Source organism: Amycolatopsis palatopharyngis (genome assembly GCF_003385185.1).
In the GTDB taxonomy this organism is placed as follows: domain Bacteria; phylum Actinomycetota; class Actinomycetes; order Mycobacteriales; family Pseudonocardiaceae; genus Amycolatopsis; species Amycolatopsis palatopharyngis.
The window spans coordinates 1-20,870 of record NZ_PQHZ01000061.1; the positions used below are offsets into that span (position 1 = coordinate 1).

Below are 20,870 nucleotides of genomic sequence, written 5' to 3' on the forward strand. Positions count from 1 at the left end.
GGGCATGAGGGTGGTCCAGGTTTGGGCGACTAGGGGGATGGTCCAGCCGGTGTCGGGGGTGGGGCCGGAGAAGCCGAATCCGGGGATGGTGGGGATGACGAGGTGGAAGGCGTCGTGGGGGTTGGCGTTGTGTTTTCTGGGGTTGGTGAGGGGTTCGATGATGGTGAGGAATTCGGTGAAGGAGCCGGGCCAGCCGTGGGTGATGAGGAGTGGGAGGGCGTGGGGTTCGGGTGAGCGGATGTGGAGGTAGTGGATGTTGGTGCCGTCGATGGTGGTGGTGTATTGGGGGTAGGTGTTGAGGTGTGCTTCGGCGGTGCGCCAGTTGTAGGTGGTGTGCCAGTATTCGGTGAGTTCTTTGAGGTAGTGCTGTGGTACGCCGCGGTTCCAGGTGGTGTCGGGGTGTTCGGTGGGCCAGCGGGTGTTGGCGAGTTTGTGGTGTAGGTCGTCGAGGTCCTGCTGGGGGATCTCGATCCGAAACGGATCCATACAACACTCCTATCATCGGTGGTAACGACCTGATTGTTGGAACGGCGAGGAGACGTGATTTCGGCGAGGTGCCAGTCGCCTGGTCCATATTATCCAGTGCCTTGCCGTGCTGGAAAGAGAATCGTGTGCGAACCGCGAGGATCGAGCATTCCGGAAGAAGAACTTTCTCCTTGGGTCGCTAATGTTGAATACGTCCGAATGCCGTACGGATCCGATGGGAGAAATGCCGGTGGGCGACAAACTCGGCGAACACGCGGTGGTGCTGGGCGGAAGCATTTCGGGGTTGCTGGCCGCCCGGATGCTCTCGGATGCCTACCAGGAAGTGACGGTGGTGGACCGCGACGAGTTCACGGAAGCGCGTGGACCACGGCGTGCCGTCCCTCAGGGGCACCACATCCATGCCCTGCTGGCCAGGGGGAAGCAGATCCTCGACGAGCTCTTTCCCGGGTTCACCGAGGAACTGGTTTCCATCGGCGTGCCCGTCGGCGATTTCGGAACCAGCCTGAGCTGGTACTTCAACGGTGAGATGATCAAGAAGGCGGAAACCGGGCTGGTCTGCGTGGCCGCTGGCCGGCCACTGCTGGAGGACCGCATTCGCCGCCGCGTCGGCGCGATGAGCAACGTCCACTTCCGCGAGTGCACGGACATCGCCGGTCTCACGACGACGCCGGATCGGCGCACGGTGACCGGCGTGCGGGTGCGCGGCCAGAACAAGGATGACTCCGACGAGCTGCTGACGGCAGACCTCGTGATCGACACAACCGGGCGAGGCTCCAGGACTCCGAGGTGGTTGGAGGAACTGGGTTACCCGCGGGTCGAGGAGGAGCAGGTCAAAATGGACCTGACCTACACGACCTGCGACTTCCGGGGACCGTTGTCCTACGACCCCATCGGCGAGGACATCGCGCTCATCCCGGTCGCGACGCCCGCCATTCCGCGGGGGGCGATCTTCGCGAGGTTGCCCGATCGCTACTCGATCTCGCTCACTGGTGTGCTCGGCGATCGCCCGCCCGCCGACCACGAGGGTTTCCTCGCGTACGTCAAGTCCCTGCCGGTGCCCGAGATCTACAAGGCGGTGCGGGACGCGGATCCGCTCGGCGATCCGGTGTCCTTCCGGTTCCCGGCGAGCGTACGGCGCCGGTACGAGAGACTGGGCAGCTTTCCCGACGGCCTGCTTGTACTGGGCGATGCGGCCTGCGTCTTCAATCCCGTTTACGGCCAGGGTATGACCGTGGCCGCCCTTGAGGCACTGGTCCTGGGCCGACACCTGCGGAACAGGACGCCGCAACCGCGCCGGTACTTCCGTGATCTGGCCAAGGTCATCGACGCACCGTGGGACATGGCGGCGGGGGCGGACCTCGGGTTCCCTGGAGTGGAAGGCCGCAGAACGTTGAAGGTCCGAATGGGCAACGCTTACATTCCGAGGCTGCAGGCGGCCGCGACGAACGACCCCGCGCTCTCCGATGCCTTCCTGCGCGCGGCAGGTTTGGTCGATCCGCCCCAGGCCCTCATGCGGCCCAGCGTGATCTCCCGGGTGCTTCGGCCCCGGGGACGCTAGCGGGTAAGGACACGGTCGCGCGAGAACGGCGGCTGTCACCGGCTCGAATCGACGAGGCCGGCGGCAGCCGCCGCTCTCGTGCTGTCAGCCGGCCGGAGGCTCGGCGAGCACGCCGCGCTTGCGCAGCAGGGGAAGTACGCCCTCGCCGAACGTGTAAGCCTCCTCCAGATGCGGCTGGGCGGAGAGGATCATATGACTCAGGCCGAGAGAGTGGTACTCCTCGATCCGTTCCGCCACTTCCTCGTGACTGCCCACCAGTGCGGTGCCGACTCCTGGCCGGACCAATCCGTAGCCCGCCCACACGTTGGGGTAGACCTCCAGCGAGTCGGCCCGCCCACCGTGAAGGGCGGCCATCCGCCGCTGTCCCTCGGAATCGGTGGCACGGAAACGTGCTTGTGCCTGGGTGATCCGTGCCGGGTCCATACCGTCGATCAACTGGCCCGCCACCAGCCAGGCCTCGGCCGAGGTGTCCCGGCTGATCACGTGGAACCGGGTGCCGAAACGCAGCTTTCGGCCACGCTGATCGGCGATCGCTCGGGTACGGGCGATGTTTTCGGCCATGGCCTCCGGCGGTTCGCCCCACATGAGCAGGACGTCCGCCTGTTCGGTGGCCACCTGCCGCGCCGAGTCCGAGGATCCGCCGAGGAAGATGGTCGGCCGGACCGGGTGCGGCCGGGCCAGTACACCTCCGGTGAGCCGATAGTGGTTACCCGCGAAGTCGAATCGTTCTCCGGCCCAGGCGTCGCGGAAGACCCGCAGGAACTCCCCGGTTCGGTCGTAGCGCTGGTCGTGGTCCAGCCAGTCGCCGTACCTGCGCTGTTCGTCGGCGTCACCGCCGGTGACGACGTTGAGCAGCAGCCGCGAGTCGGAGATTCGCTGGAAGGTGGCCGCGGTCTGTGCGGCCAGCAGCGGTGACACGAAGCCCGGCCGCAGCGCGATCATGAACTTCACTCGCCGTGTTCTCGCTACCAGGGCGGAGGCGAGCACCCATGGGTCCTCACAGAACAATCCGAACGGGGTGAGCATGCCCGCGAAGCCGAACCGGTCGGCGGCGAGCGCTACCTGGGTCAGGTAGTCGATATCGGGTTCCCTCCGGGCACCCGGAGCCGCGACACCGCTGGCGGTCTTGGCCACCTCCCTGCCATCGCCGTGGGACGGCAGGAACCAATGCAGCTCCAGGCCTTGGGTCGTCCCGGCGTTCTCCCACTCTTCATCGCTCATCGAACTGCGTCCCCTTGTTCGTGGTGGCGGTCAGTGTCCGTTCGCACAGCCGTTCCGGCCCGGTGCGCTGCTCGCCCTTCGAACAGCGCACCAGCGATCGTGGTCAGCGGGTCCTGCCGGTTCGCGAGGGCGGCTTCGAGCCACAGGGCCCGCCGAAACCACCTGTGCAGCGGAAACTCCCAGGTGACTCCCATACCGCCGCAGACCTGAATCGCCGCTTCACAGACGTTGACGGCCGCCCTGCTGCTCGACAGCGCCGCGCATGCCACCGCGTCGGACGCGGCCGCGGGATCGTCCCGCAGAACACACGCTGCCCGGTAAGCCAGGGAACGGGCGAGCTCCAGTTCGGCGTAACAGTCGGCGAGTAGCTGGCTGACGGCCTGGAACGACCCGACAGGCCGGCCGAACTGCACCCGGGTCCGTGCGTGCTCGACGGCGATCTCGAGCGCTCGATCCGCGACGCCCACGGCTTCGCAGGACAGTAGGGTCGTGGCACGCGCGCCGATCTCGGTCAGCAGTTCTGCCGCCAAGGGCGGTCCGACCAGTAATCGGGCTCGCGCTCCGGCCATCGTCAGTTCCGGGCTGGAACGCAGTGGGTCGATGCCCGCGCCTTCGCTGAGGGAAACCCCGGGCTCCTCGCGCCGCAGACCGAAAAGCGAAAGGCCCGTGCTGGTCTCAGCGGCCACCACGATTTCGGTGGCGACTCCGGCGTCGACGACGTCGGGCACTGTCCCGTCGAGCCGCCACTGTCCAGCCTGGTGGGTCGCGTGAGCGCGACCGGCACCGTCTGTCCCGTCGGCCAGCGTCGCGGCTCCAGGTAGCTGGGCCTGCGCTGTCCGGTAGACGGGCAGCGCCAGCGCGACTGTCGCCCACCATGGAGCCGGGTGCAGTGCACGTCCGTTCTCCTCGGCGAGCAACGCCAGCTCGACCAGGCCGAGGTCGGGATCCAGCCAGCCCTGCTCAACCAGCTCCGGCCAGGAACCGATGTCCGAGCCGAGGCCGTCGGCGAACTCGGCGATGCGACTCGGCGGGTAGGTGCGCGCCAGGAAATGCCGCGCGGCGGACTGTACGTCGGCTTGTTCGGCTGTCAGTGCGAATTCCATTCCACGTCCCTTCGACGCTACCGGGACCGTGGCAGGCCCAGTACCCGCTCGGCGACGATGCCGCGCAGAATCTCCGACGTGCCGCCCTCGATGCTGTTCGCTCTGGTGCGCAGTCGCTGGTGCTGCCAGTAGCGTTCCCATTCGGATTTTGGTGCCGAGTTGCGGATCGTTCCTGGGCCGGACAGCCGGAGTGCGAGGGTGCTGACCCGCTGGTTGGCCTTCGACCAACGCAGTTTGAGAATGGAGCTCTCCGGACCGGGCTCGCCCGAACGTTCCATTTCGGTCAGTGCGCGGTATCCGGTGTAGCGCAAGCCCTGGAGTTCGATGTGCAGCTCTGCGATCTCGTGCCGCACGTGCGGGTCGGTGTCCGCGCCGACCGCGATCGCGGTCGAGATGAGCCGGTCGAGCTGAACGGCGAGGCGGGCGGTGAGGGTGATGCCGAATGTCCCGCGCTCGTGTGCGAGCGTAGTCAGCGCCACTCGCCAGCCCTGGCCTTCTGGGCCGAGCACACAGTGCGCGGGAACATTCACTTCGTTCAGCACGATCTGGTTGAAGTCGGTGTCGCCTGACAATTGCCGCAGCGGCCGAACGTCCACACCTGGCGCCCGCATGTCGAGCAGAAAACACGTGAGGCCGTGGTGTTTGGCCGCCGCGGGATCGGTTCTGGCCAGCAGGAGGCAGTAGTCGGCGAGGTGTGCGTAGGAGGACCACACCTTCTCTCCAGCGAGCACATAGCCCTCGGCGGTACGCCGGGCACTCATGCGAACCGATGCCAGGTCGGATCCTGCCTCCGGCTCGGAGAATCCCTGGCAGAACATCGTCTCTCCGGACAGGATGCGCGGCAGGTGCTGCGCCTTCTGTTCCGGTGTTCCGTAGCCGATGATCGCCGGGCCGACCATGTTCAGCCCGATCACCCCTGCGTGGTCCGGCGCCTCGGCGAGTGCGCTCTCCTCCGCATAGATCGCCTGATAGGCGGGGGAGAGGCCGCGCCCGCCGTGTTCCACGGGCCAGGTGAGCCCGGCGTATCCGGCCGCGTGCAACGCCTTGCTCCAGGAGCGCAGCTCATCGAGCTGCCACGTACGCGGAACCACGGAATCCGCCGCGGGCACGTGCCGCGAAAGCCATTCACGTAGTCCCGAGCGAAATTCAGCTTGGATCTTACTGTCGCCCAACCGCATGGAATCACGGTATCCACAGTCTTCGGGAATCAGCGCGATCGGAATGGATCTCCGCACGAACCGAGAAGAAGAGCGGACGAGCAATTCACGAGAGGCCGGGGGAGCCCAGTTCGCAGCACGATGTGTTGACAAGATCGTGAGACGAACACGTCGGAGAGCGGGTGGCACATGCTGGTACACGTCGACGCCGACAGTTGCGACAGTAACGGGCTGTGCGAACAGTACGCGCCGGAAGTATTCGAACTCGATTCCGAGGACGTACTGCGGGTCAAAACCGACAGTCCGGAACAACGACACTGGGCTGCCGTCGAGCAGGCTGCACGCGCCTGTCCCAAATTCGCGATCACAGTCGTGGACACGGAATGAAGGCAGTGCTGGGGGAGCACACTCCGGTCGTCGTCGCCGCGGTCCGCACTCCGATCGGCAAACGCGGTGGCTGGCTGGCCGGGCTCAAGGCGGTCGAGTTGTTGCGGCACGTACAGGTCGAGGTGATCGCCCGTGCGGGTATCGAGCCGGCCGAGGTCGAGCAGATCATCGGCGGCTGCGTCACGCAGTCCGGCGAGCAGAGCCTCAATGTTACCCGCAACGCCTGGCTCAGCTCCGGAAACGATCCCGCGGTCGGTTGCACGACCGTGGACACTTCCTGCGGGTCGGCCCAGCAGGCGAACCATCTCGTATGCGCCTTGATCGCGTCAGGGGCCATCGAGGCGGGCATCGCATGCGGCGTCGAGTCGATGAGCCGGGTGCCGATCGGAACCAACCTCTACAATGGACCGGGACACTACAAGACCCGCGACTATCCGTGGAACGACCCACCACACGCGCAGTTCGGTGGCGCCGAGCGTATCGCGCAACGCGAGGGAATCGGCAGGGTCGCGGCCGATGACTACGGGCTGTTGTCCCAGCAGCGCGCTGCTCGGGCCTCGGCGGAAGGCCGCTTCGACCGGGAGATCACTCCCGTCGAAGCGCCGCTGCTCGATGACACAGGACATTCGGCGGGCCAGACCTGGACGGTTTCGGCGGATCAGGGGATCCGGGCGACGACCAGGACAGGTCTCGGAAAACTACGACCAAACGTCGAGGGTGCGGTCCACACGGCGGGCACGACGTCACAGGTGTCCGACGGCGCCGCCGCGGTCCTGTGGATGTCGCTCGGCAGGGCGCGGGCACTCGGGCTGGTGCCCCGTGCGCGACTGGTTCACCAGGTCGTCACCGGTGCTGATCCGTACTACCTGCTTGACGGACCGGTAGCGGCGACCGAGCGCATCCTGCGGCGCTCGGGCATGCGAGCAGCCGACTTCGATCTGTACGAGGTCAACGAGGCCTTCGCCGCGGTCGTACTGAACTGGTCGAAGACCCATGGAGTCGATCTCGAGCGGGTCAATGTCAACGGTGGTGCGATCTCGCTGGGGCATCCGCTCGGCGCGAGCGGCACCAGGCTGCTCGTCACCGCGCTGCACGAGCTCGAGCGCGACGATTCGGGGACCGCCCTGATCACCATGTGCTGCGGTGGCTCGCTCGGCACCGCGTCCGTGCTGGAGAGGATGTAGTGATGCGTGAGCAGGACTTCTATCAGCGGGCGAGGCCGGATTCGGCAGGCCCGCTCGAAGGAGTGCGAGTCCTGGACGTGACCAAGGTCTGGTCCGGCCCGCTCGCCAGCTGTGTGCTGGCCGACCTCGGCGCCGACGTCGTCCGGATCGAACTCGCCGATGGGCGCGACGGGGATGTGCCACCCGAGATCCCCGGAACCGGGCTGTCCTGGTTCCGGGAGACCGTGCACCGCAACAAGCGCAGTGCGGGCCTGGATCTACGGGACGAGGCGGATCGAGATCGGTTCCTGCGTCTGGTCGCCGGGGTGGATCTCGTCGTCGAGAACTACAAACCCGGCACGCTGCACGACTGGGGTGCCGGATACCCGGCCTGTCGCGAGGCGCGGGCAGACATCATCGTCGTCTCGATCTCCGGCTGGGGCCAGTACGGTCCGAAAGCAGATCTGCCCGCCTACGACCCGGTCATCCAGGCGGCCAGTGGGTGGATGGCGCTCAACGGGCACCCCGATGAGCCACCGGTGCGGGCGCCCACGTTTCTGGCCGACGAGCTGGCTGGACTGCACGCGGCCATTGGAGCGCTCGCCGCGCTGAACCATCGCGACAGAACCGGAGAAGGGCAGCATGTGGATGTGTCCATGATGGACTGCATGTTGTTCGGCAGCAGCGGCCTGCCGACGCTCGCGGCCTCCGGTGCTCCGCCACAGCGGCTCGGTAACGAGACGGACTTCGTGGTCCCCGCCAACGTCTACCCCTGCTCGGACGGGCATCTGTATCTCGCGGTCGCGCTCAACCGACACTGGCGATCGTTCGTCGAGCTGATCGATCGACCCGACCTCGCGCAGGCCGAAGGCTACCGAACGAACTCCGAGCGGATCGGTAACCGGGATGCGATCAACCGGCTGGTCGCCGGCTGGTGCCGGCACCGGACGGTGACGGAAGCGGTCGCCGCCCTGAGTGGCGCGGGCCTTGTCGCGGCCCCCGTAAGACAGCTCGCGGAAGCAACCGCCGACCCGCAGGTCGCGGCTCGGGCGATGTTGCAGGACACGGTCCTCAGCAATGGTTCGGTCGCCCCGCTCGTCGGCCCGCCGGTCAAGTTCTCCCGGACCCCGACGCGGATCCGCCGTGGTGCTCCAGTGCCCGGTGCGGATACCGAAGAGGTACTCGCCGAATTGCCGGAATCTGAGGCAAACCACGAGAAGAATGTTGTGCCACGAGCTTCCTAGACTGGAATCACGGAATCAGCGGGGGAATGCAGAGTATGAGGAGGCGAAGTGGCTGAGCACCACAGGGCATTGGTCACGGGTGCCTCGCGCGGAATCGGCAGAGCTGTCGCGATACGGCTCGCGCAGAGGGGCTATTCGGTCGCGGGATGTTTCCACACGGCCAGTGACGCGTCCAAGGAAACGGAAGCCGATGTGCGATCGACTGGGGTGCCCGCATACTTCGCCCGGTGCGATGTTTCCAGTGCCGACGACGTCGAAGCGTTCGTCAGGGCCGCCGAGGACGAACTCGGCCCCCTGGACCTGCTCGTCAACAATGCTGGAATCACCCGCGACAGCCCACTTGTGATCGCATCCGCCGAGGACTGGAACGACGTACTGTCCACCAATCTCACCGGAACCTGGAACCTGTGCCGCGCCATGGCTTTCAGATTCATGAAGAACCGCGGTGGTGCGGTGGTGAACATGTCCTCTGTGGCCGGTGTTTACGGCAACGCGTCGCAGACCGCGTACGCGGCCAGCAAGGCCGGAATCATCGGGTTCAGCAAGTCACTGGCGAAAGAGGTCGGTGGCCACGGTGTTCGCGTCAATGTAGTCGCGCCGGGTTTCATCGAGACTGACATGACTGGTGTCCTGGACGAAAAGCTGCGTAAGCAGGCTCTCAGTCAGATCCCACTGCGGCGATTCGGCGCACCTGACGATGTCGCCGAGCTGGTCGCGTTCCTGTTGTCCGAGGAAGCCTCCTACATCACCGGCCAGGTTTTCCAGGTGGACGGAGGGATCACCATATGACCACAACAGCTACCGGTGTGGTGACGGCTCCGGCGGTACCCGCGAGTGCGGCACCCCTGTGCGCGATCGATTCCTGGCATACGGCGCGGGACGGATCCGTGTTGAAGGTGACCACCAGGACCCGGATCCGGGGTGAGGATCCCAACCTGCGCGGGCATTTCCCCGGCCTCGCGGTATTTCCCGGCGTGTTCGTCATCGAGGCGTTGTGTCAGGCAATGACCGTCGCGATCGGACAGAATGACGGTAGAAGGCCGGCACTACGTACTCTGCGCTCCGTCCGGTTCCTTGCCCCGCTGCTCGACGGCGACGACCTGACGCTGGTGATCACGGTAACGCCGAGGTCGGAAGGTGAGTGGGATGTGGCGGCATCGGGAATGCGGGCGGATGGCACGATCTCCGCGCGACTGAGGGCGGACTTCGACTCCGGTGAGGCCGTCGATGCTTGATCACGCCGCCATCAGGGCGATCCTGCCGCAGCGTTATCCGCTCCTGCTCGTGGACCGGGTGCTGGAACTGCGTCCCGGGGTCTCCATCCGGACGACCAAGGCGATCACCGCGACCGAACCGTGCTACGCGGATCTTCCGGACGAGGCCGGCAGCAGTTGCTACGACTACCCCCTTTCGCTTCTGGTCGAGTCACTCGGCCAGAGCGCGGCGCTGCTGTGGCTCGAAGGACAGCCGCCAGAATCGGGGGACGACAAGGTACTCATGTTCGTCGGCGCCAGGGACTACCGGTTCACGGGATCCGCGCGACCCGGTGACGTGCTGCGCCACGAGGTCCAGCTGGAATCCGTTCTCGCAGACACCGCGTTCGCCTCCGGTGAGACGTGGGTGGGCGACCGGCTGATCGCCTCCGTTACCACCTTGATCGCGACACGGCGCTCCGTGCGCCTGTCCGGCGCCGCGGCGCCCGTGACTTCCACGGACGCCGCCGCGTGAGAACCGATGGATCGTCATCACTTTCGGGAGGATCACTATGACTCACACAGCCGACCAACAGCTTGAGGAGCTTCGCGATCTGGTCTCGGAGGTGCTCGAACTGGAGCCCGAGGAACTGTCCGACACAGGTGACTTCATCGACGACTACGAAGCGGATTCGCTGCGGGCTATCGAGATCCTGGCACGCATCGACAAGCGGTACAAGGTGGAGATCCCGCAGGCGGAGCTGCCCGAACTGCGCAACCTGCGGGCGGTCAACGATGCGCTGGTCAGGCACTCGAACCGGATCGGCTGAACCGTGGTGCGTGTGGTGGTGACCGGGCTCGGGCCGGTATCGAGCATCGGGACCGGGGTGACAGCGTTCGCGGATGCCTTGCGTACCGGCCGGTCCGGCATCTCGCCGATCACCAGCTTCGACGCGTCCGGCTTCCCCCACCGCAACGGCGGGGAGGTGCGCGACTTCGATCCCGGTCACCACCTCCGCAGAATCGACGCGGCGAACTGGGGACGGTCGAGTCAGTTCGCCGCGAGTGCCGCGCGGCTGGCGACCGAGGACGCCAAGCTGGACCTGGCCGGGGTGGCACCAGGCATGGCACACGCCATCATGGGGACCACGAGTGGTGAGTCCGCCGTCGCCGAAGCGCTCACCGCGCAGATCGTGGACAGTGGTTTCGCCGCTCAGGACCCGGCGTTGCTGGCTCAGCTGCCCGCCAACCGACTGGCCAACGCCGTCAGCGCCGAATTGGGCCTGCAGGGCGAATCACTGACGATCGCCACAGCCTGTTCGGCGAGCAACTACGCGATCGGCTACGCCTATGACCTGCTGGCCTGCGGCGAGGCCGATGTCGTCTATGCCGGCGGCGCCGATTCGGTGTGCCGATGGGCGCATGCCGGATTCTACCGGCTCGGCGCACTCGCGAAGGAGTCCTGCAGCCCGTTCGACCTGGACAGGACGGGCATCCTCACCGGCGAGGGCGGTGCGGTGCTGCTGCTGGAGACTCTGGAGCACGCGGAGTCCCGTGGCGCCAGGATCTACGCGGAGTTGCTCGGCTACGGCGTCAACTGCGATGCCAGCCACCCGGTGACGCCGGATACGGCCAGCGTCGCCGAGTGTATGCGGATCGCCCATCGGAATGCCGGGATCGACAGGGCCGAGGTGGACTACATCTGCGCGCACGGAACAGGAACGCAACTCAACGACCTGGTCGAGAGCAAAGCCGTCGTCGAGGTGTTCGGAGCGCAACCGCCGCCGATCAGCTCGATCAAATCGATGCTCGGCCACACCATGGGCGCGGCCTGTGGCTTCGGCGCCATCGCGTCCGTGCTCGCCATCGATCGCGGTTTCCTGCCGCCGACGGTCAACTGGGCCAACTCCGACCCCGACCTGCTCGGGATTGATCCGGTACCGAACGAGGCCCGGCCGGCCCAAGTGCGGGTCGTCCAGAACGACGGATTCGCCTTCGGTGGCAACAACGCCATCGTGATGTTGGGAGTGCCGAGATGACCGGCGTCGTCGTGACCGGGTGGAGCGCGCTGACCTCTGCCGGCGTGGGGATCGACCCTCTGGTGAAGAAGCTGGCCACCGCCGAACTCGGCGGTTTGGTCAGCGAGGGTGCCGATGTCGGTGGTCTTTACGAGGAGCCCCTTCCCGGGCGCAACGGTCACGTGGTCGCGAACTTCAGCCCGAGAGAACATCTGGGGCGCAAGGGCACCAGCACCTACGATCGTGCGACCGGTCTCGCTGTGGTGTGCTGCAAGGAGGCGCTGCGCGAGGCCGGGATTGTCGTCGACGCCTCCGTAGCGGGCAGGGTGGGCGTGGTGCTGGGCACCACGCTCGGCAGTTTCAAGTCGACCAGTGACTACACACGGGAAACGCTGGTTCAGGAGAAGCCCTACCTGGTCAACCCGATGATGTTCCCGAACACGGTGATGAACTGCGCCGCGGGCCAGGTGGCGATCAGGTTCGGCCTGCGTGGGGTGAACACGACGATCGCGGGTGGCGCGCTGGCGTTCTTGAACGTGCTGCGATACGCGAGCAACGCGATCGAGCGGGACTACGCCGACGTGGTGGTCGCGGGCGCGGTCGAGGAGTACAGCCCGCATCGCGCATGGGCCGCCGAGCTCACCGGCGCCACGTCGACGGTTTCCGCGGGGGAGGCCGCCGGCATGTTCGTGCTGACCCGGCCGGACGCACCCGGCTGGACAGGGGCGCGACAGCAGGCACAGGTGCTCGCGGTGGCGACGGGCTACGGCACGGGGTACGAGCGTGGTGTGGACGCGGCTGAAAACGCCCTCGCGAGTTGCGTCTCCCGCGTCGTCACTCGCGCCGGCGTGGATTCCACCTCGGTCGCTGCCGTATACACCGGAGAGGTCGGCGAAGACGACCGAGGAGAGTACGGCCCCGTGGTGCGGGCGCTGGGGCATCGGCCCGAAAGGGTCATGGTCAAACGTGCTTTCGGTGAATGTGACGCCGCTTCGGGAGCGGTTGCGCTGGCGGTACTGCTCGCGCCCGATGGTCTCGCGTCGCAGAGCGGGCTCAGCCTGCTGACCGCTCGCGGACCGGACGGTGCCGTCGGTGCCGCTCTGGTGAGGAGGTTCGCCGATGGCGACCCTGATAGCCGCTAGCGCCGTCCGCACCTGCCTCGGGTCAGGCGCGGACACCTTCGCCGGATTACTGCGGAGCGAGTGCGGAGTCACCGGTCTCCGGCACGGCGATCCCGCCGAACTCAACGTGACCGCCGGATACCACATCGATGATCACGGACGTGAGCGCTTTCGCGCCGGGCGTCTGCTGGCGAAGTGCCTGACCGAGGCGGTCGCCGAATCCGGTGTGGACACCGAACGGCAGCGAGTGGCCGTGCTCGTCGGTACCGGGTTGCGTGAGCTGTCGGCCGTCGAGGACTGGGCGTTGACGGGGTCGGGCTTCCCGGTGAGCGGACTGGACTTCGACGAGGTGGTGCGGGAGACGCTGCCCGGAGTGACGTACGTGACCACACTGTCGAACGCGTGCAGCGCGAGCGGCCACGCACTCGCCCTGGCGCAGGACATGGTGGAACTCGACGAGGCGGACGTCGTGGTGGTCGCCGCGACCGACACGATGACCCAGTCCATGCTCGCGATGATCGGTCATGTCGCGGACCGGCCAACGGAGCGGGTGCGCCCGTTCGATCGTGACCGGTCTGGGGTGTTGCTCGGCGAGGGCGCGGCCGCGGTCGTCGTGGTGAGTGAGTCGTGGCGCGGCCCGGTACTCGGCAGGCTGCTGGGCACCGGGCTGTCCTGTGACGCGTTCCATGCCACCGCGCCGGACATCGAGGGCATCAGCAGGGCCATGTCCGGCGTGTTCTCGAGGACCCATCGAGATCCTTCCACAGTGGACCTTGTGGTCGCGCATGGAACCGGAACCGTGCTCAACGATCCCGTCGAGTGCGACGCTTTGCGAAAGATCGTGCTCGGGGCGGGCGGCGATCCGTTGGTGACCGGAGTCAAAGGCGCGGTCGGACACACGTCGGGCAGCGCCGCGCTGGTCAACGTGGATGTGGCACTGCGATGTCTGAGCACGGGCATGATTCCACCGGTGGTCGGCCTTGCGGACCCGCTCGACGAGGGTGCGGGCCTGCGGTTCGTGGTGGGCGGGCCGGTCGCGCGGCGGACGAATCTCGTCCAGGTCAACGCGTTCGGCTTCGGTGGAGTCAACGCCGTGACGCTGCTGGAGGCGCGATGACCGGCGCGGGACCTGTCCCCGCTTGGGGGACCAGAGACAGTCCGGACTCGACGCGGTTCGTCGACACGGGCAGGCGCAGGCTGCTGCTGTCCGGTTGGAGCCTGCACCTGCCTGATGTCGACGCACGATCCACGCTGGCTCCGGTGCTGGGCCCGCCCGGGGGACAGTGGGCGCGAACGGAGTGGGTTGGGGCGGACAGCGCCGCCACCGTACTGGGCCGAAAGGGCCTGTTGTACAAGGAACCCGCCACCCGGCTGGCTCTGTGCGCGGTACATCGAGCCCTGGGACTGCCGTGGGGGCAGCGTGGGGAAACGTCGCTGTCCCCCGAAACAGCGGTGATCGCGTGCAGCAGTCTGGGCAACGTCGGGACGGTGGCCAAGGTCGCCCGCACCATCGCGGCTGAAGGTGGCAGGGCCGTAAGCGTCCTCGACGCCCCCAACGTCTCCAGCAACGTGATGGCCAGCAGCGTGGCACTCTGGTTCGGTTTCGGCGGTCCGAATCTACAGGTGTGTTCCGGCAGCGCCGCCGGGTTCTCCGGACTGCGGCTGGCCGAGCTGCTGTTGCGATCCGAGCGTGCGTCCCGGGTCGTGCTGGTCGGTGCGGAACCGGCGGACGAGGTCGCGGCGGCCCTGCACGGTGGCGGACTGCGTGCCGGAAGTGCGTGCGTTGTCCTTGAGCGAGCACCGGAGAACGTCGGGTCGCGAGGTCACCGTGATCCGTTGATCGCCCCGGTGCGAGCGGTGCTTGACCTCGGTGTGCGACCAGGGCTGCGAGGTTGCCGGGTATCCGCGGGCGGGCGCGAGTTCGACATCGGTTCCGAGTGGGGCGACTTCCACGGTGCGCACGGGGTCGTGGCGTTGTCTCTCGCAGCGCACCTCGCCGTCGACGAGGGACACGGTGTTGTCGGTATCGGCTCGGCTTCGGTCAGGTCCGCGGAACACGTCGCGGGAGAGAAGGGGTTCCGGTGAGTGGTTTCGCGGTCAGGGCGCACACGTTGTCGCGCGGTGTGCCCGGTGCGCCGTTCGTGGTCTTCGCGCACGGTATGGAGGGACACTGGGCGAGCTGGAAACTGCTGGCCGCACATCTGGACCCCGACTGGCGGCTGGTCGCACTCGAACTTCCATGGCAGGCGGGCAAGGACTACCGCTGGCGTGCCCGGCCGGTAGGGGATTGGCTGGGTGACGGCCTCGATCTGCTCGGCGCCATCCCCGAGGTCCTCGTGGCGCATTCCTTCGGCGCCAACGCGGCACTCGAGTTGTTGTGCGCACACGACCCGCGACCGGGCAGGGCAGCCGCACTGATGTGCCCGTTCTACCGGTTGCCGCGTTATGAGGTGAGCTGGCGAATGTATGACCGGTCGCGGGAGACGTTCGTCAAGCACATCGGCGACGGAGTGCGGGCCCGGCTGGGCAAACGCGCGGGCGGGATGGATCCCGAGGTCCTCGACGGAATGGTCAGGGTCGCACTCGATCGGGCGGGTCCACTTGGTTTCGCCGCGGTGTTCGACTGCTACACAGCGAGCGCCGATCTGCCACTGGACCAGGTCCAGGTGCCGATCCGAGTGCTGGTCGGCGGCGAGGACCCGACACTGCCCCCCAAGGTCGCCGACGCACTCGTCGACGGAATGCCGGGAGCGACTCTGCGAGTACACGAGAACTTCGACCACTTCTTCCACGTGCGGCAGGCCGCCGCCGCCGCGGCGGAGGTCTCCGACCTCGTCGCCGAGGTGCTGGCAACGACGACGAAGGTAGGTGAGCTCCGTTGACCGCGACAGTGGATCGGGGGCAGGCAACGCCGACTGTTGTGCACGGCAGTCCCGCATTCGAGGGCGCCAATATCCGTACCTGGATCGGCTTCAAACACTTCATGTATCTCGTCGAGCACGCGGTGCTGCGATGGCTGCGGGACAACGGGGCAGGGGTCAGGGAGCTGTATTCGGAGTACGGTCTCGGGCTGGAGATCACCGACTGCTCGGTGCAACTGCCCGCGGTTCTCGAAATCGACGACGAGGTACGTGCCGAGGTCGTCCGCGGCAGGGGTAACCGGCTCACCGTGCAGCTGTCCGTCGCGCGCGATGGCGCCAGGACCACCGTGCTGCGCGGGAAGGTGACGGTGGCGCTGGTCCGGGAACGGACCGCGAACGGCCATCGCCGTCCGCCGAAGTCGTTGGCCGACTTCACGGTCGACGAGCTGGCGGTGCCAGGGCATGAGCACCGGCGGATTCCGCGAGGACAGACCGCGACGTCGGTGCTCGCCACCGGTCCCGCCGCGTTTCTCTGGTCCTGGCGCGCTCCGTACTTCTACTGCCACTACTCCGAGCGGGTGCAGCATTCGGGGTTCGTGCGAACGCTCGAGGAAGTGGTGGACCGGTATCTCGCCGATCGGGGTATCTCGGTCGGCCGGATGCTGGCCGAGCGGTCCTGGATCCCGGTCGTCTCCCGTGCCCGCGTGCGACTGCTCGACGCCGCCTATATGGAGGAGACCGTACACACGGTTTTCACGGTCACCGACATCCTCAGAGGGGTCATGTTCGACGGCAGAATGGACTGTTACGTGCAGCGTGGTGACGAACTGGTCGCCGTCGCCACCGCGCAGATCCTGCACGGATACGCCATCGCGGCGGGACCGGGAGCTGGCGGACTCGCCGAACTCGACGACGGCGTGGTCAGCGCACTGCTCGGGAGCGGCTCATGAGACGCCGCAGGCCCCGCCTCTATTTCTCCTTTCGCAGCCCGTACAGCTGGCTCGCGCTGAACCGGCTCCGTGACGAGGTGCCAGGTGGGCTCGACCAACTGGAGTGCTTCCCGTACTGGGACCCCGACGAGCGGACCAGCGCGGCACTTGCCCAACGTGGCGGGGAGTTCCACTACGTCCAGATGAGCAGGGCAAAGCATCTGTACATGCTGATGGACACCAAGCGAATCGCCGAGCGGCACGGACTCGCCATGGCCTGGCCCGTCGACGTCGATCCTTGGTGGGAGCTTCCGCATCTGGCGTGGTTGATGGCGCGCAGACATGGCCGAGGATGGGAGTTCTACGACGCCGTCACCGAGGCCCGCTGGGGACGGGGCGAGAACATCTGCGACATCGACGTCATCCGTGCGGCAGCCGAGCGCGCCGGATTGGATCCCGGGAAGATCTCCGGTGCCCCCGCCGACGCCGGTATCAGGGACGAGGGCGCCGACTGTCTCTACACCGCCTATTTGGACGACGTCTTCGGGATTCCCTATTTCAAGTGGGGACCGCATCGCTTCTGGGGATACGACCGATTGGACGTGTTCATCGAGACCTGGCGGCACCGCGATGCCGGCTCCAGTTCCCTGGCGGGGGCACCCGCCGCGGACAGGGCCTCTGGGAACGGTGCTTCGCTTGGTGGTCCGGGGAACTCGGCCCCCGGTTCTCGGACGGCCGCCGAGGCGGTCGCGCCAGGAGCGGCCGGCGACCTATACGACCTCGACACTCCCGGAGGTTGCGGATGACCGGTACACGGCGGGTACGGAGTGTCGAAGAGGAGCGGACCTATCGTAAACAACGCCTGGCGGCGGCCCTGAGGTTGTTCGCCAGGTCCGGCTTCGACGAGGGCGCGGGAGGCCATATCACCGCTCGCGACCCTGGTGACCCGGAACGCTTCTGGATCAACCCCTTCGGCGTCCACTTCGGACATGTTCGAGCGAGTGACCTGTTACTGGTCGACACCGGTGGAAATGTCCGCGTGGGTTCCGGAACCGTCAATCCCGCTGGGTTCGCCATCCACTCACAGGTGCACGCGGCCCGGCCCGACGTGGTGGCGGTCGCACATGCACACTCGACCTATGGTCGCGCATGGGCGACGCTGGGGAGACGACTCGATCCGATCACGCAGGACGCGTGTGCCTTTTTCGAGGACCACGAAGTGTTCGACGGGTTCGGCGGAGTGGTACTCGACGCCGAGGAAGGCAAACAGATCGCCGAGCGGCTCGGCGGAGCGAAGGCGGTGATTCTGCGCAATCACGGCCTGCTCACGGTGGGGCAGTCGGTGCAGGAAGCGGCCTGGTGGTTCGTCACGATGGACAGCTCGTGCCACGTGCAACTACTGGCCGAAGCGGCGGGTGAGCCGGTGCCGGTCGACCCGGTCGTCGCGCGTGCGACCGCGGCGACCATGGGAACGCCGGAAATGGGCCGTCTCAACTTCCGCCCGCTGTACGCCGACCTGGTCCGCACGCAACCAGACCTTCTGGAATAGTGCCGCCACCGTTCGGAAAGGAATGAGCGCGAACATGCCGACGCTACTGGACGAGTACATCATCGAGGGTGGCTCCGAGACGGCCATTGTGGACGATGCGGGTCAGGTGAGCTGGAGCGCGCTAGGGGAACGGGTGAACAGGTGGATGGCACTGTTCGCGACACATGGACTCGGGGTGGGCGACCGGCTGGCGTGTGTGCTCGGAAATCGCCGGGAAACGTTCGAGGTGCTGCTCGCGTGCCTGCACTCCGGCATCACCCTGGTTCCGGTCAACTGGCATCTGACCGCTCCAGAGATCTCGTACATCCTGTCCGACTCGGGAAGCCGGGCAGTAGTGGTCGAGCCGGACTACGCGGAAACCACAGGCCGGGCGGTGCGGATGTCGACCGGGACGTGCTCGATCCGGCTGGTCACCGGCGAGTACGGGGTGCACGGCTTCAGCGCCGTCGAACCGTTGCTGGCGTCGGCGTCCCCGGCCGAGCCACGGCACCAGAGTTGCGGCGCGACGATGCTCTACACCTCGGGCACAACCGGTGCGCCGAAAGGCGTCCTCAACGGACTGTTCGTGGTCGGTGCCCCGTTCTCGAGAGTGGTGAAGCTGACCAGGTACGCCAGGGCGGTGCTCGATGTCCCCGCGCGGGAGCGGTGCCTGCTCGACGGTCCGTGGTACCACTCGTCGCAGCTGTTCTTCGCGCTTCTCGGACTCTTGCTCGGCTCCCGACTGGTGATCCGTGGCCGTTTCGATCCGTTGGCCACCCTCGAGACCATTGACCGGGAACAGATCACGGCGGCCCACCTCGTGCCGACGCAGTTCGTGCGGCTGCTGCGCCTCGATGAGCGGGTGCGGCGGGAGTTTTCCGGCAGCAGCCTGGTTCGGGTCTGGCACGGCGGCGGGCCGTGTCCCGTAGAAGTCAAACGTCGAATGATCGACTGGTGGGGACCGGTTCTGGTGGAGTACTACGGTGCCACGGAGGGCGGGGCCGTCACACTCGTTGGTTCACGGGACTGGCTCAGTCGTCCCGGCACGGTGGGCCGCGCGGTGCCGCCGAACGGGATCGTCATCGTCGACGAGGCAGGTGCGTCACTACCGGCGGGCCGTCAGGGACGGGTGTTCGTACGCCGCGCGAAAGGCGGTGGATTCAGCTACCACAATGCCCCGGAGAAGACCAGATCCGCACATCTGGAGCCGGGCACTTTCACGTTCGGCGACGTCGGTTACCTCGACGAGGCGGGCTTTCTCTTCCTCACCGGACGAGCGCAGGACCTCATCGTCTCCGGCGGGGTCAACATCTACCCCGCCGAGGTCGAGGCGGTGCTGCTCACTCATCCCGCGGTTCACGACGTCGCGGTGATCGGCGTCCCGGATGACGAGTTCGGCGAACGGGTCGTGGGAATCATCGAGGCCGAGGCGAGCGCGCCCGCCGATTTACCGACAGAGCTCGACGAGCACTGTCGTCGCTCCCTGGCCGGTTTCAAAGTGCCGCGCGAGTACCAGATGCTCTCCTCGCTGCCCCGGGAGGAGACCGGAAAACTGCGCAAGGACGTACTGCGTGACAGCTACGCGGCGGGCAGCCCGCCGGCGAGGAGTGACCGATGACGGCGACAGCGGCCAACGCGGCCACAGCGGTGAACCCGGCGACCGCCGGACGGCCCGATATCGCGCACCCCGCGACCTACGCCGCGGGAGTACCGCACGCGGAGTTCGCCCGCAGGCGCTCGAACGAGCCGGTGGCCTGGGTCGACGAGCCACTGTTGGTCCGGCACAGCAGCGCGGGCCGCAGTGTCGACCGCGGAACCGGTTACTGGGCCGTCACCACGCATGACGCGGTGTTCTCGGTGTCCCGCAGAGCGGATGAGTTCTCATCCGGAGAGAAGGGTGCCTTCCTGCGTGACCCGCGAACACCTGGCGACCTCAAACAGATGCGGCAGTTGCTGGTGAGCATGGATGCGCCGGAGCATGTGCGGATCAGGAAACTGGTGGCATCGGTGTTCACCCCTCGAGCCGTGGGCGGACTCGCCGGCAGTATCGAGAGGCATGCCGAGGCGCTGGTGGAAAAGGTGGTCGCGGCCGAGGAGTTCGACGCCGTTCCCGATCTCGCCGCGGAGCTGCCGTTGCTTGTGCTGTGCGACCTGCTCGGGGTTCCGCCTGCTGATCGACACCTGTTGTACCGGTGGAGCAACGCGCTCGTCGGGTTCGACGACCCGGAGTTCGGGGGCGGCGACGTGGAGGCGTACCGCACTGCCTTCGGTGAGGCGTTCCAGTACGCTCTGCGGCTGGGTATGGCCCGGCGCGAACAGCCAACGGACGACCTGATCAGCCGGCTCGCGAATGCCGAGGTCGACGGCAAGCGGTTGTCCGACAGAGAGTTCTGCAGTTTCTGGCTGCTGCTGGTCGTCGCGGGTAACGAGACGACACGACACCTGATCTCCGGCTCGGTCGAGGCGCTCGCGGACAATCCAGGGCAGCGGGAACGGCTTGCCTCCGGCGCGGTGCCGATGGCGGGTGCGGTGGAGGAGCTGATCCGCTGGACGACGCCCATCATGATGTTCCGCCGGACCGCGACCAGGGACACCGAGATCATGGGGCAGTCCATCGCGGAGGGCGAGAAGGTGGTCATCTACTACACCTCGGCCAACCGTGACGCCGACGTGTTCGCCGAACCGGACAGGCTGGATCTGGGGCGCGATCCCAATCCCCACCTCGCTTTCGGTATCGGTCCGCATTTCTGTCTCGGAGCCCACCTGGCGCGTCTGGAACTGGTGACCCTGCTGACGATGCTGCGGCCGCACCTGTCCACCCTCAGGCTCACCGGACCGGTGACGAGGTTGCAGTCGAACTTCGTCAACGGCGCCAAGTCGATGCCGGCCAGGATCGGTTGA

22 protein-coding genes are annotated in these 20,870 nt (G+C 66.8%); 18 read left to right on the forward strand and 4 right to left on the reverse strand.

Annotated elements, in window-relative coordinates; genetic code table 11:
* A partial coding sequence (locus D0C15_RS29480; RefSeq protein WP_170161339.1) for an epoxide hydrolase family protein occupies nucleotides 1-486 on the reverse strand: 486 nt, incomplete at its 3' end.
* 229 nt (nucleotides 487-715) lie between these two features.
* Here D0C15_RS29480 and D0C15_RS29485 point away from each other — a divergent pair.
* Nucleotides 716-2,044 carry an FAD-dependent oxidoreductase gene (locus D0C15_RS29485; RefSeq protein ID WP_116051426.1) on the forward strand — a complete coding sequence of 443 codons (1,329 nt, stop codon included), beginning with the start codon at nucleotides 716-718 and terminating at the stop codon, nucleotides 2,042-2,044.
* Nucleotides 2,045-2,128: 84 nt separating this feature from the next.
* Here D0C15_RS29485 and D0C15_RS29490 read toward each other — a convergent pair whose 3' ends face one another.
* From D0C15_RS29490 to D0C15_RS29500, 3 genes are read right to left on the reverse strand one after another with little or no spacing between them, the layout of a single operon-like run.
* Entirely contained in the window at nucleotides 2,129-3,265 is a 1,137-nt protein-coding gene (locus D0C15_RS29490; protein WP_116051398.1) for an LLM class flavin-dependent oxidoreductase, read from the reverse strand.
* The gene (locus D0C15_RS29495; protein WP_116051399.1) at nucleotides 3,262-4,368 is read right to left on the reverse strand and encodes an acyl-CoA dehydrogenase family protein; all 1,107 of its coding nucleotides are present in this window, start codon (nucleotides 4,366-4,368) and stop codon (nucleotides 3,262-3,264) included. The genes D0C15_RS29490 and D0C15_RS29495 overlap by 4 nt, the downstream gene beginning before the upstream one ends.
* 17 nt (nucleotides 4,369-4,385) lie before the next feature.
* Nucleotides 4,386-5,546, reverse strand: a complete 1,161-nt coding sequence (locus D0C15_RS29500) for an acyl-CoA dehydrogenase family protein (protein ID WP_116051400.1) — start codon at nucleotides 5,544-5,546, stop codon at nucleotides 4,386-4,388.
* Nucleotides 5,547-5,714: 168 nt separating this feature from the next.
* Between D0C15_RS29500 and D0C15_RS29505 the strand changes: the two genes are divergently transcribed.
* Genes D0C15_RS29505 through D0C15_RS35270 form a run of 17 tightly spaced genes read left to right on the forward strand, consistent with a single transcriptional unit; the run spans nucleotide 5,715 to nucleotide 20,870 of the window.
* Entirely contained in the window at nucleotides 5,715-5,912 is a 198-nt protein-coding gene (locus D0C15_RS29505; RefSeq protein ID WP_116051401.1) for a ferredoxin, read from the forward strand.
* Nucleotides 5,909-7,096 carry a steroid 3-ketoacyl-CoA thiolase gene (locus tag D0C15_RS29510; protein WP_116051402.1) on the forward strand — a complete coding sequence of 396 codons (1,188 nt, stop codon included), beginning with the start codon at nucleotides 5,909-5,911 and terminating at the stop codon, nucleotides 7,094-7,096. Before D0C15_RS29505 ends, D0C15_RS29510 begins: the two co-directional genes overlap by 4 nt.
* Nucleotides 7,097-7,098: 2 nt before the next feature.
* Entirely contained in the window at nucleotides 7,099-8,319 is a 1,221-nt protein-coding gene (locus D0C15_RS29515) for a CaiB/BaiF CoA transferase family protein (protein ID WP_116051403.1), read from the forward strand.
* Between the two features lie 48 nt (nucleotides 8,320-8,367).
* Nucleotides 8,368-9,108 carry a 3-oxoacyl-[acyl-carrier-protein] reductase gene (fabG, locus tag D0C15_RS29520; RefSeq protein ID WP_116051404.1) on the forward strand — a complete coding sequence of 247 codons (741 nt, stop codon included), beginning with the start codon at nucleotides 8,368-8,370 and terminating at the stop codon, nucleotides 9,106-9,108.
* Nucleotides 9,105-9,554, forward strand: a complete 450-nt coding sequence (locus D0C15_RS29525) for a 3-hydroxyacyl-ACP dehydratase FabZ family protein (RefSeq protein WP_116051405.1) — start codon at nucleotides 9,105-9,107, stop codon at nucleotides 9,552-9,554. Before fabG ends, D0C15_RS29525 begins: the two co-directional genes overlap by 4 nt.
* A complete protein-coding gene (locus tag D0C15_RS29530; RefSeq protein WP_116051406.1) occupies nucleotides 9,547-10,047 on the forward strand; it encodes a 3-hydroxyacyl-ACP dehydratase FabZ family protein in 501 nt (166 codons plus the stop codon). Before D0C15_RS29525 ends, D0C15_RS29530 begins: the two co-directional genes overlap by 8 nt.
* Before the next feature lie 37 nt (nucleotides 10,048-10,084).
* Nucleotides 10,085-10,342, forward strand: coding sequence for an acyl carrier protein (locus D0C15_RS29535; RefSeq protein ID WP_116051407.1), 258 nt, complete (start codon nucleotides 10,085-10,087; stop codon nucleotides 10,340-10,342).
* 3 nt (nucleotides 10,343-10,345) lie between these two features.
* Entirely contained in the window at nucleotides 10,346-11,551 is a 1,206-nt protein-coding gene (locus D0C15_RS29540; protein ID WP_116051408.1) for a beta-ketoacyl-[acyl-carrier-protein] synthase family protein, read from the forward strand.
* Nucleotides 11,548-12,672 carry a beta-ketoacyl synthase N-terminal-like domain-containing protein gene (locus D0C15_RS29545; protein ID WP_116051409.1) on the forward strand — a complete coding sequence of 375 codons (1,125 nt, stop codon included), beginning with the start codon at nucleotides 11,548-11,550 and terminating at the stop codon, nucleotides 12,670-12,672. Before D0C15_RS29540 ends, D0C15_RS29545 begins: the two co-directional genes overlap by 4 nt.
* A complete protein-coding gene (locus D0C15_RS29550) occupies nucleotides 12,650-13,768 on the forward strand; it encodes a beta-ketoacyl synthase N-terminal-like domain-containing protein (RefSeq protein WP_116051410.1) in 1,119 nt (372 codons plus the stop codon). The genes D0C15_RS29545 and D0C15_RS29550 overlap by 23 nt, the downstream gene beginning before the upstream one ends.
* The gene (locus D0C15_RS29555) at nucleotides 13,765-14,736 is read left to right on the forward strand and encodes a beta-ketoacyl synthase N-terminal-like domain-containing protein (RefSeq protein WP_116051411.1); all 972 of its coding nucleotides are present in this window, start codon (nucleotides 13,765-13,767) and stop codon (nucleotides 14,734-14,736) included. Before D0C15_RS29550 ends, D0C15_RS29555 begins: the two co-directional genes overlap by 4 nt.
* On the forward strand, nucleotides 14,733-15,533 hold the full coding sequence (locus tag D0C15_RS29560) for an alpha/beta fold hydrolase (protein ID WP_116051412.1): 801 nt from the start codon (nucleotides 14,733-14,735) through the stop codon (nucleotides 15,531-15,533). Before D0C15_RS29555 ends, D0C15_RS29560 begins: the two co-directional genes overlap by 4 nt.
* Nucleotides 15,530-16,462, forward strand: coding sequence for a thioesterase family protein (locus tag D0C15_RS29565; RefSeq protein ID WP_116051413.1), 933 nt, complete (start codon nucleotides 15,530-15,532; stop codon nucleotides 16,460-16,462). The genes D0C15_RS29560 and D0C15_RS29565 overlap by 4 nt, the downstream gene beginning before the upstream one ends.
* Nucleotides 16,459-17,247: a 2-hydroxychromene-2-carboxylate isomerase gene (locus tag D0C15_RS29570; RefSeq protein ID WP_116051414.1), complete on the forward strand. Its 789-nt coding sequence runs from the start codon at nucleotides 16,459-16,461 to the stop codon at nucleotides 17,245-17,247. The genes D0C15_RS29565 and D0C15_RS29570 overlap by 4 nt, the downstream gene beginning before the upstream one ends.
* Nucleotides 17,244-17,990: a class II aldolase/adducin family protein gene (locus tag D0C15_RS29575; RefSeq protein ID WP_116051415.1), complete on the forward strand. Its 747-nt coding sequence runs from the start codon at nucleotides 17,244-17,246 to the stop codon at nucleotides 17,988-17,990. Before D0C15_RS29570 ends, D0C15_RS29575 begins: the two co-directional genes overlap by 4 nt.
* 34 nt (nucleotides 17,991-18,024) lie before the next feature.
* On the forward strand, nucleotides 18,025-19,587 hold the full coding sequence (locus tag D0C15_RS35265) for an AMP-binding protein (RefSeq protein ID WP_116051416.1): 1,563 nt from the start codon (nucleotides 18,025-18,027) through the stop codon (nucleotides 19,585-19,587).
* The gene (locus D0C15_RS35270) at nucleotides 19,584-20,870 is read left to right on the forward strand and encodes a cytochrome P450 (protein WP_116051417.1); all 1,287 of its coding nucleotides are present in this window, start codon (nucleotides 19,584-19,586) and stop codon (nucleotides 20,868-20,870) included. Before D0C15_RS35265 ends, D0C15_RS35270 begins: the two co-directional genes overlap by 4 nt.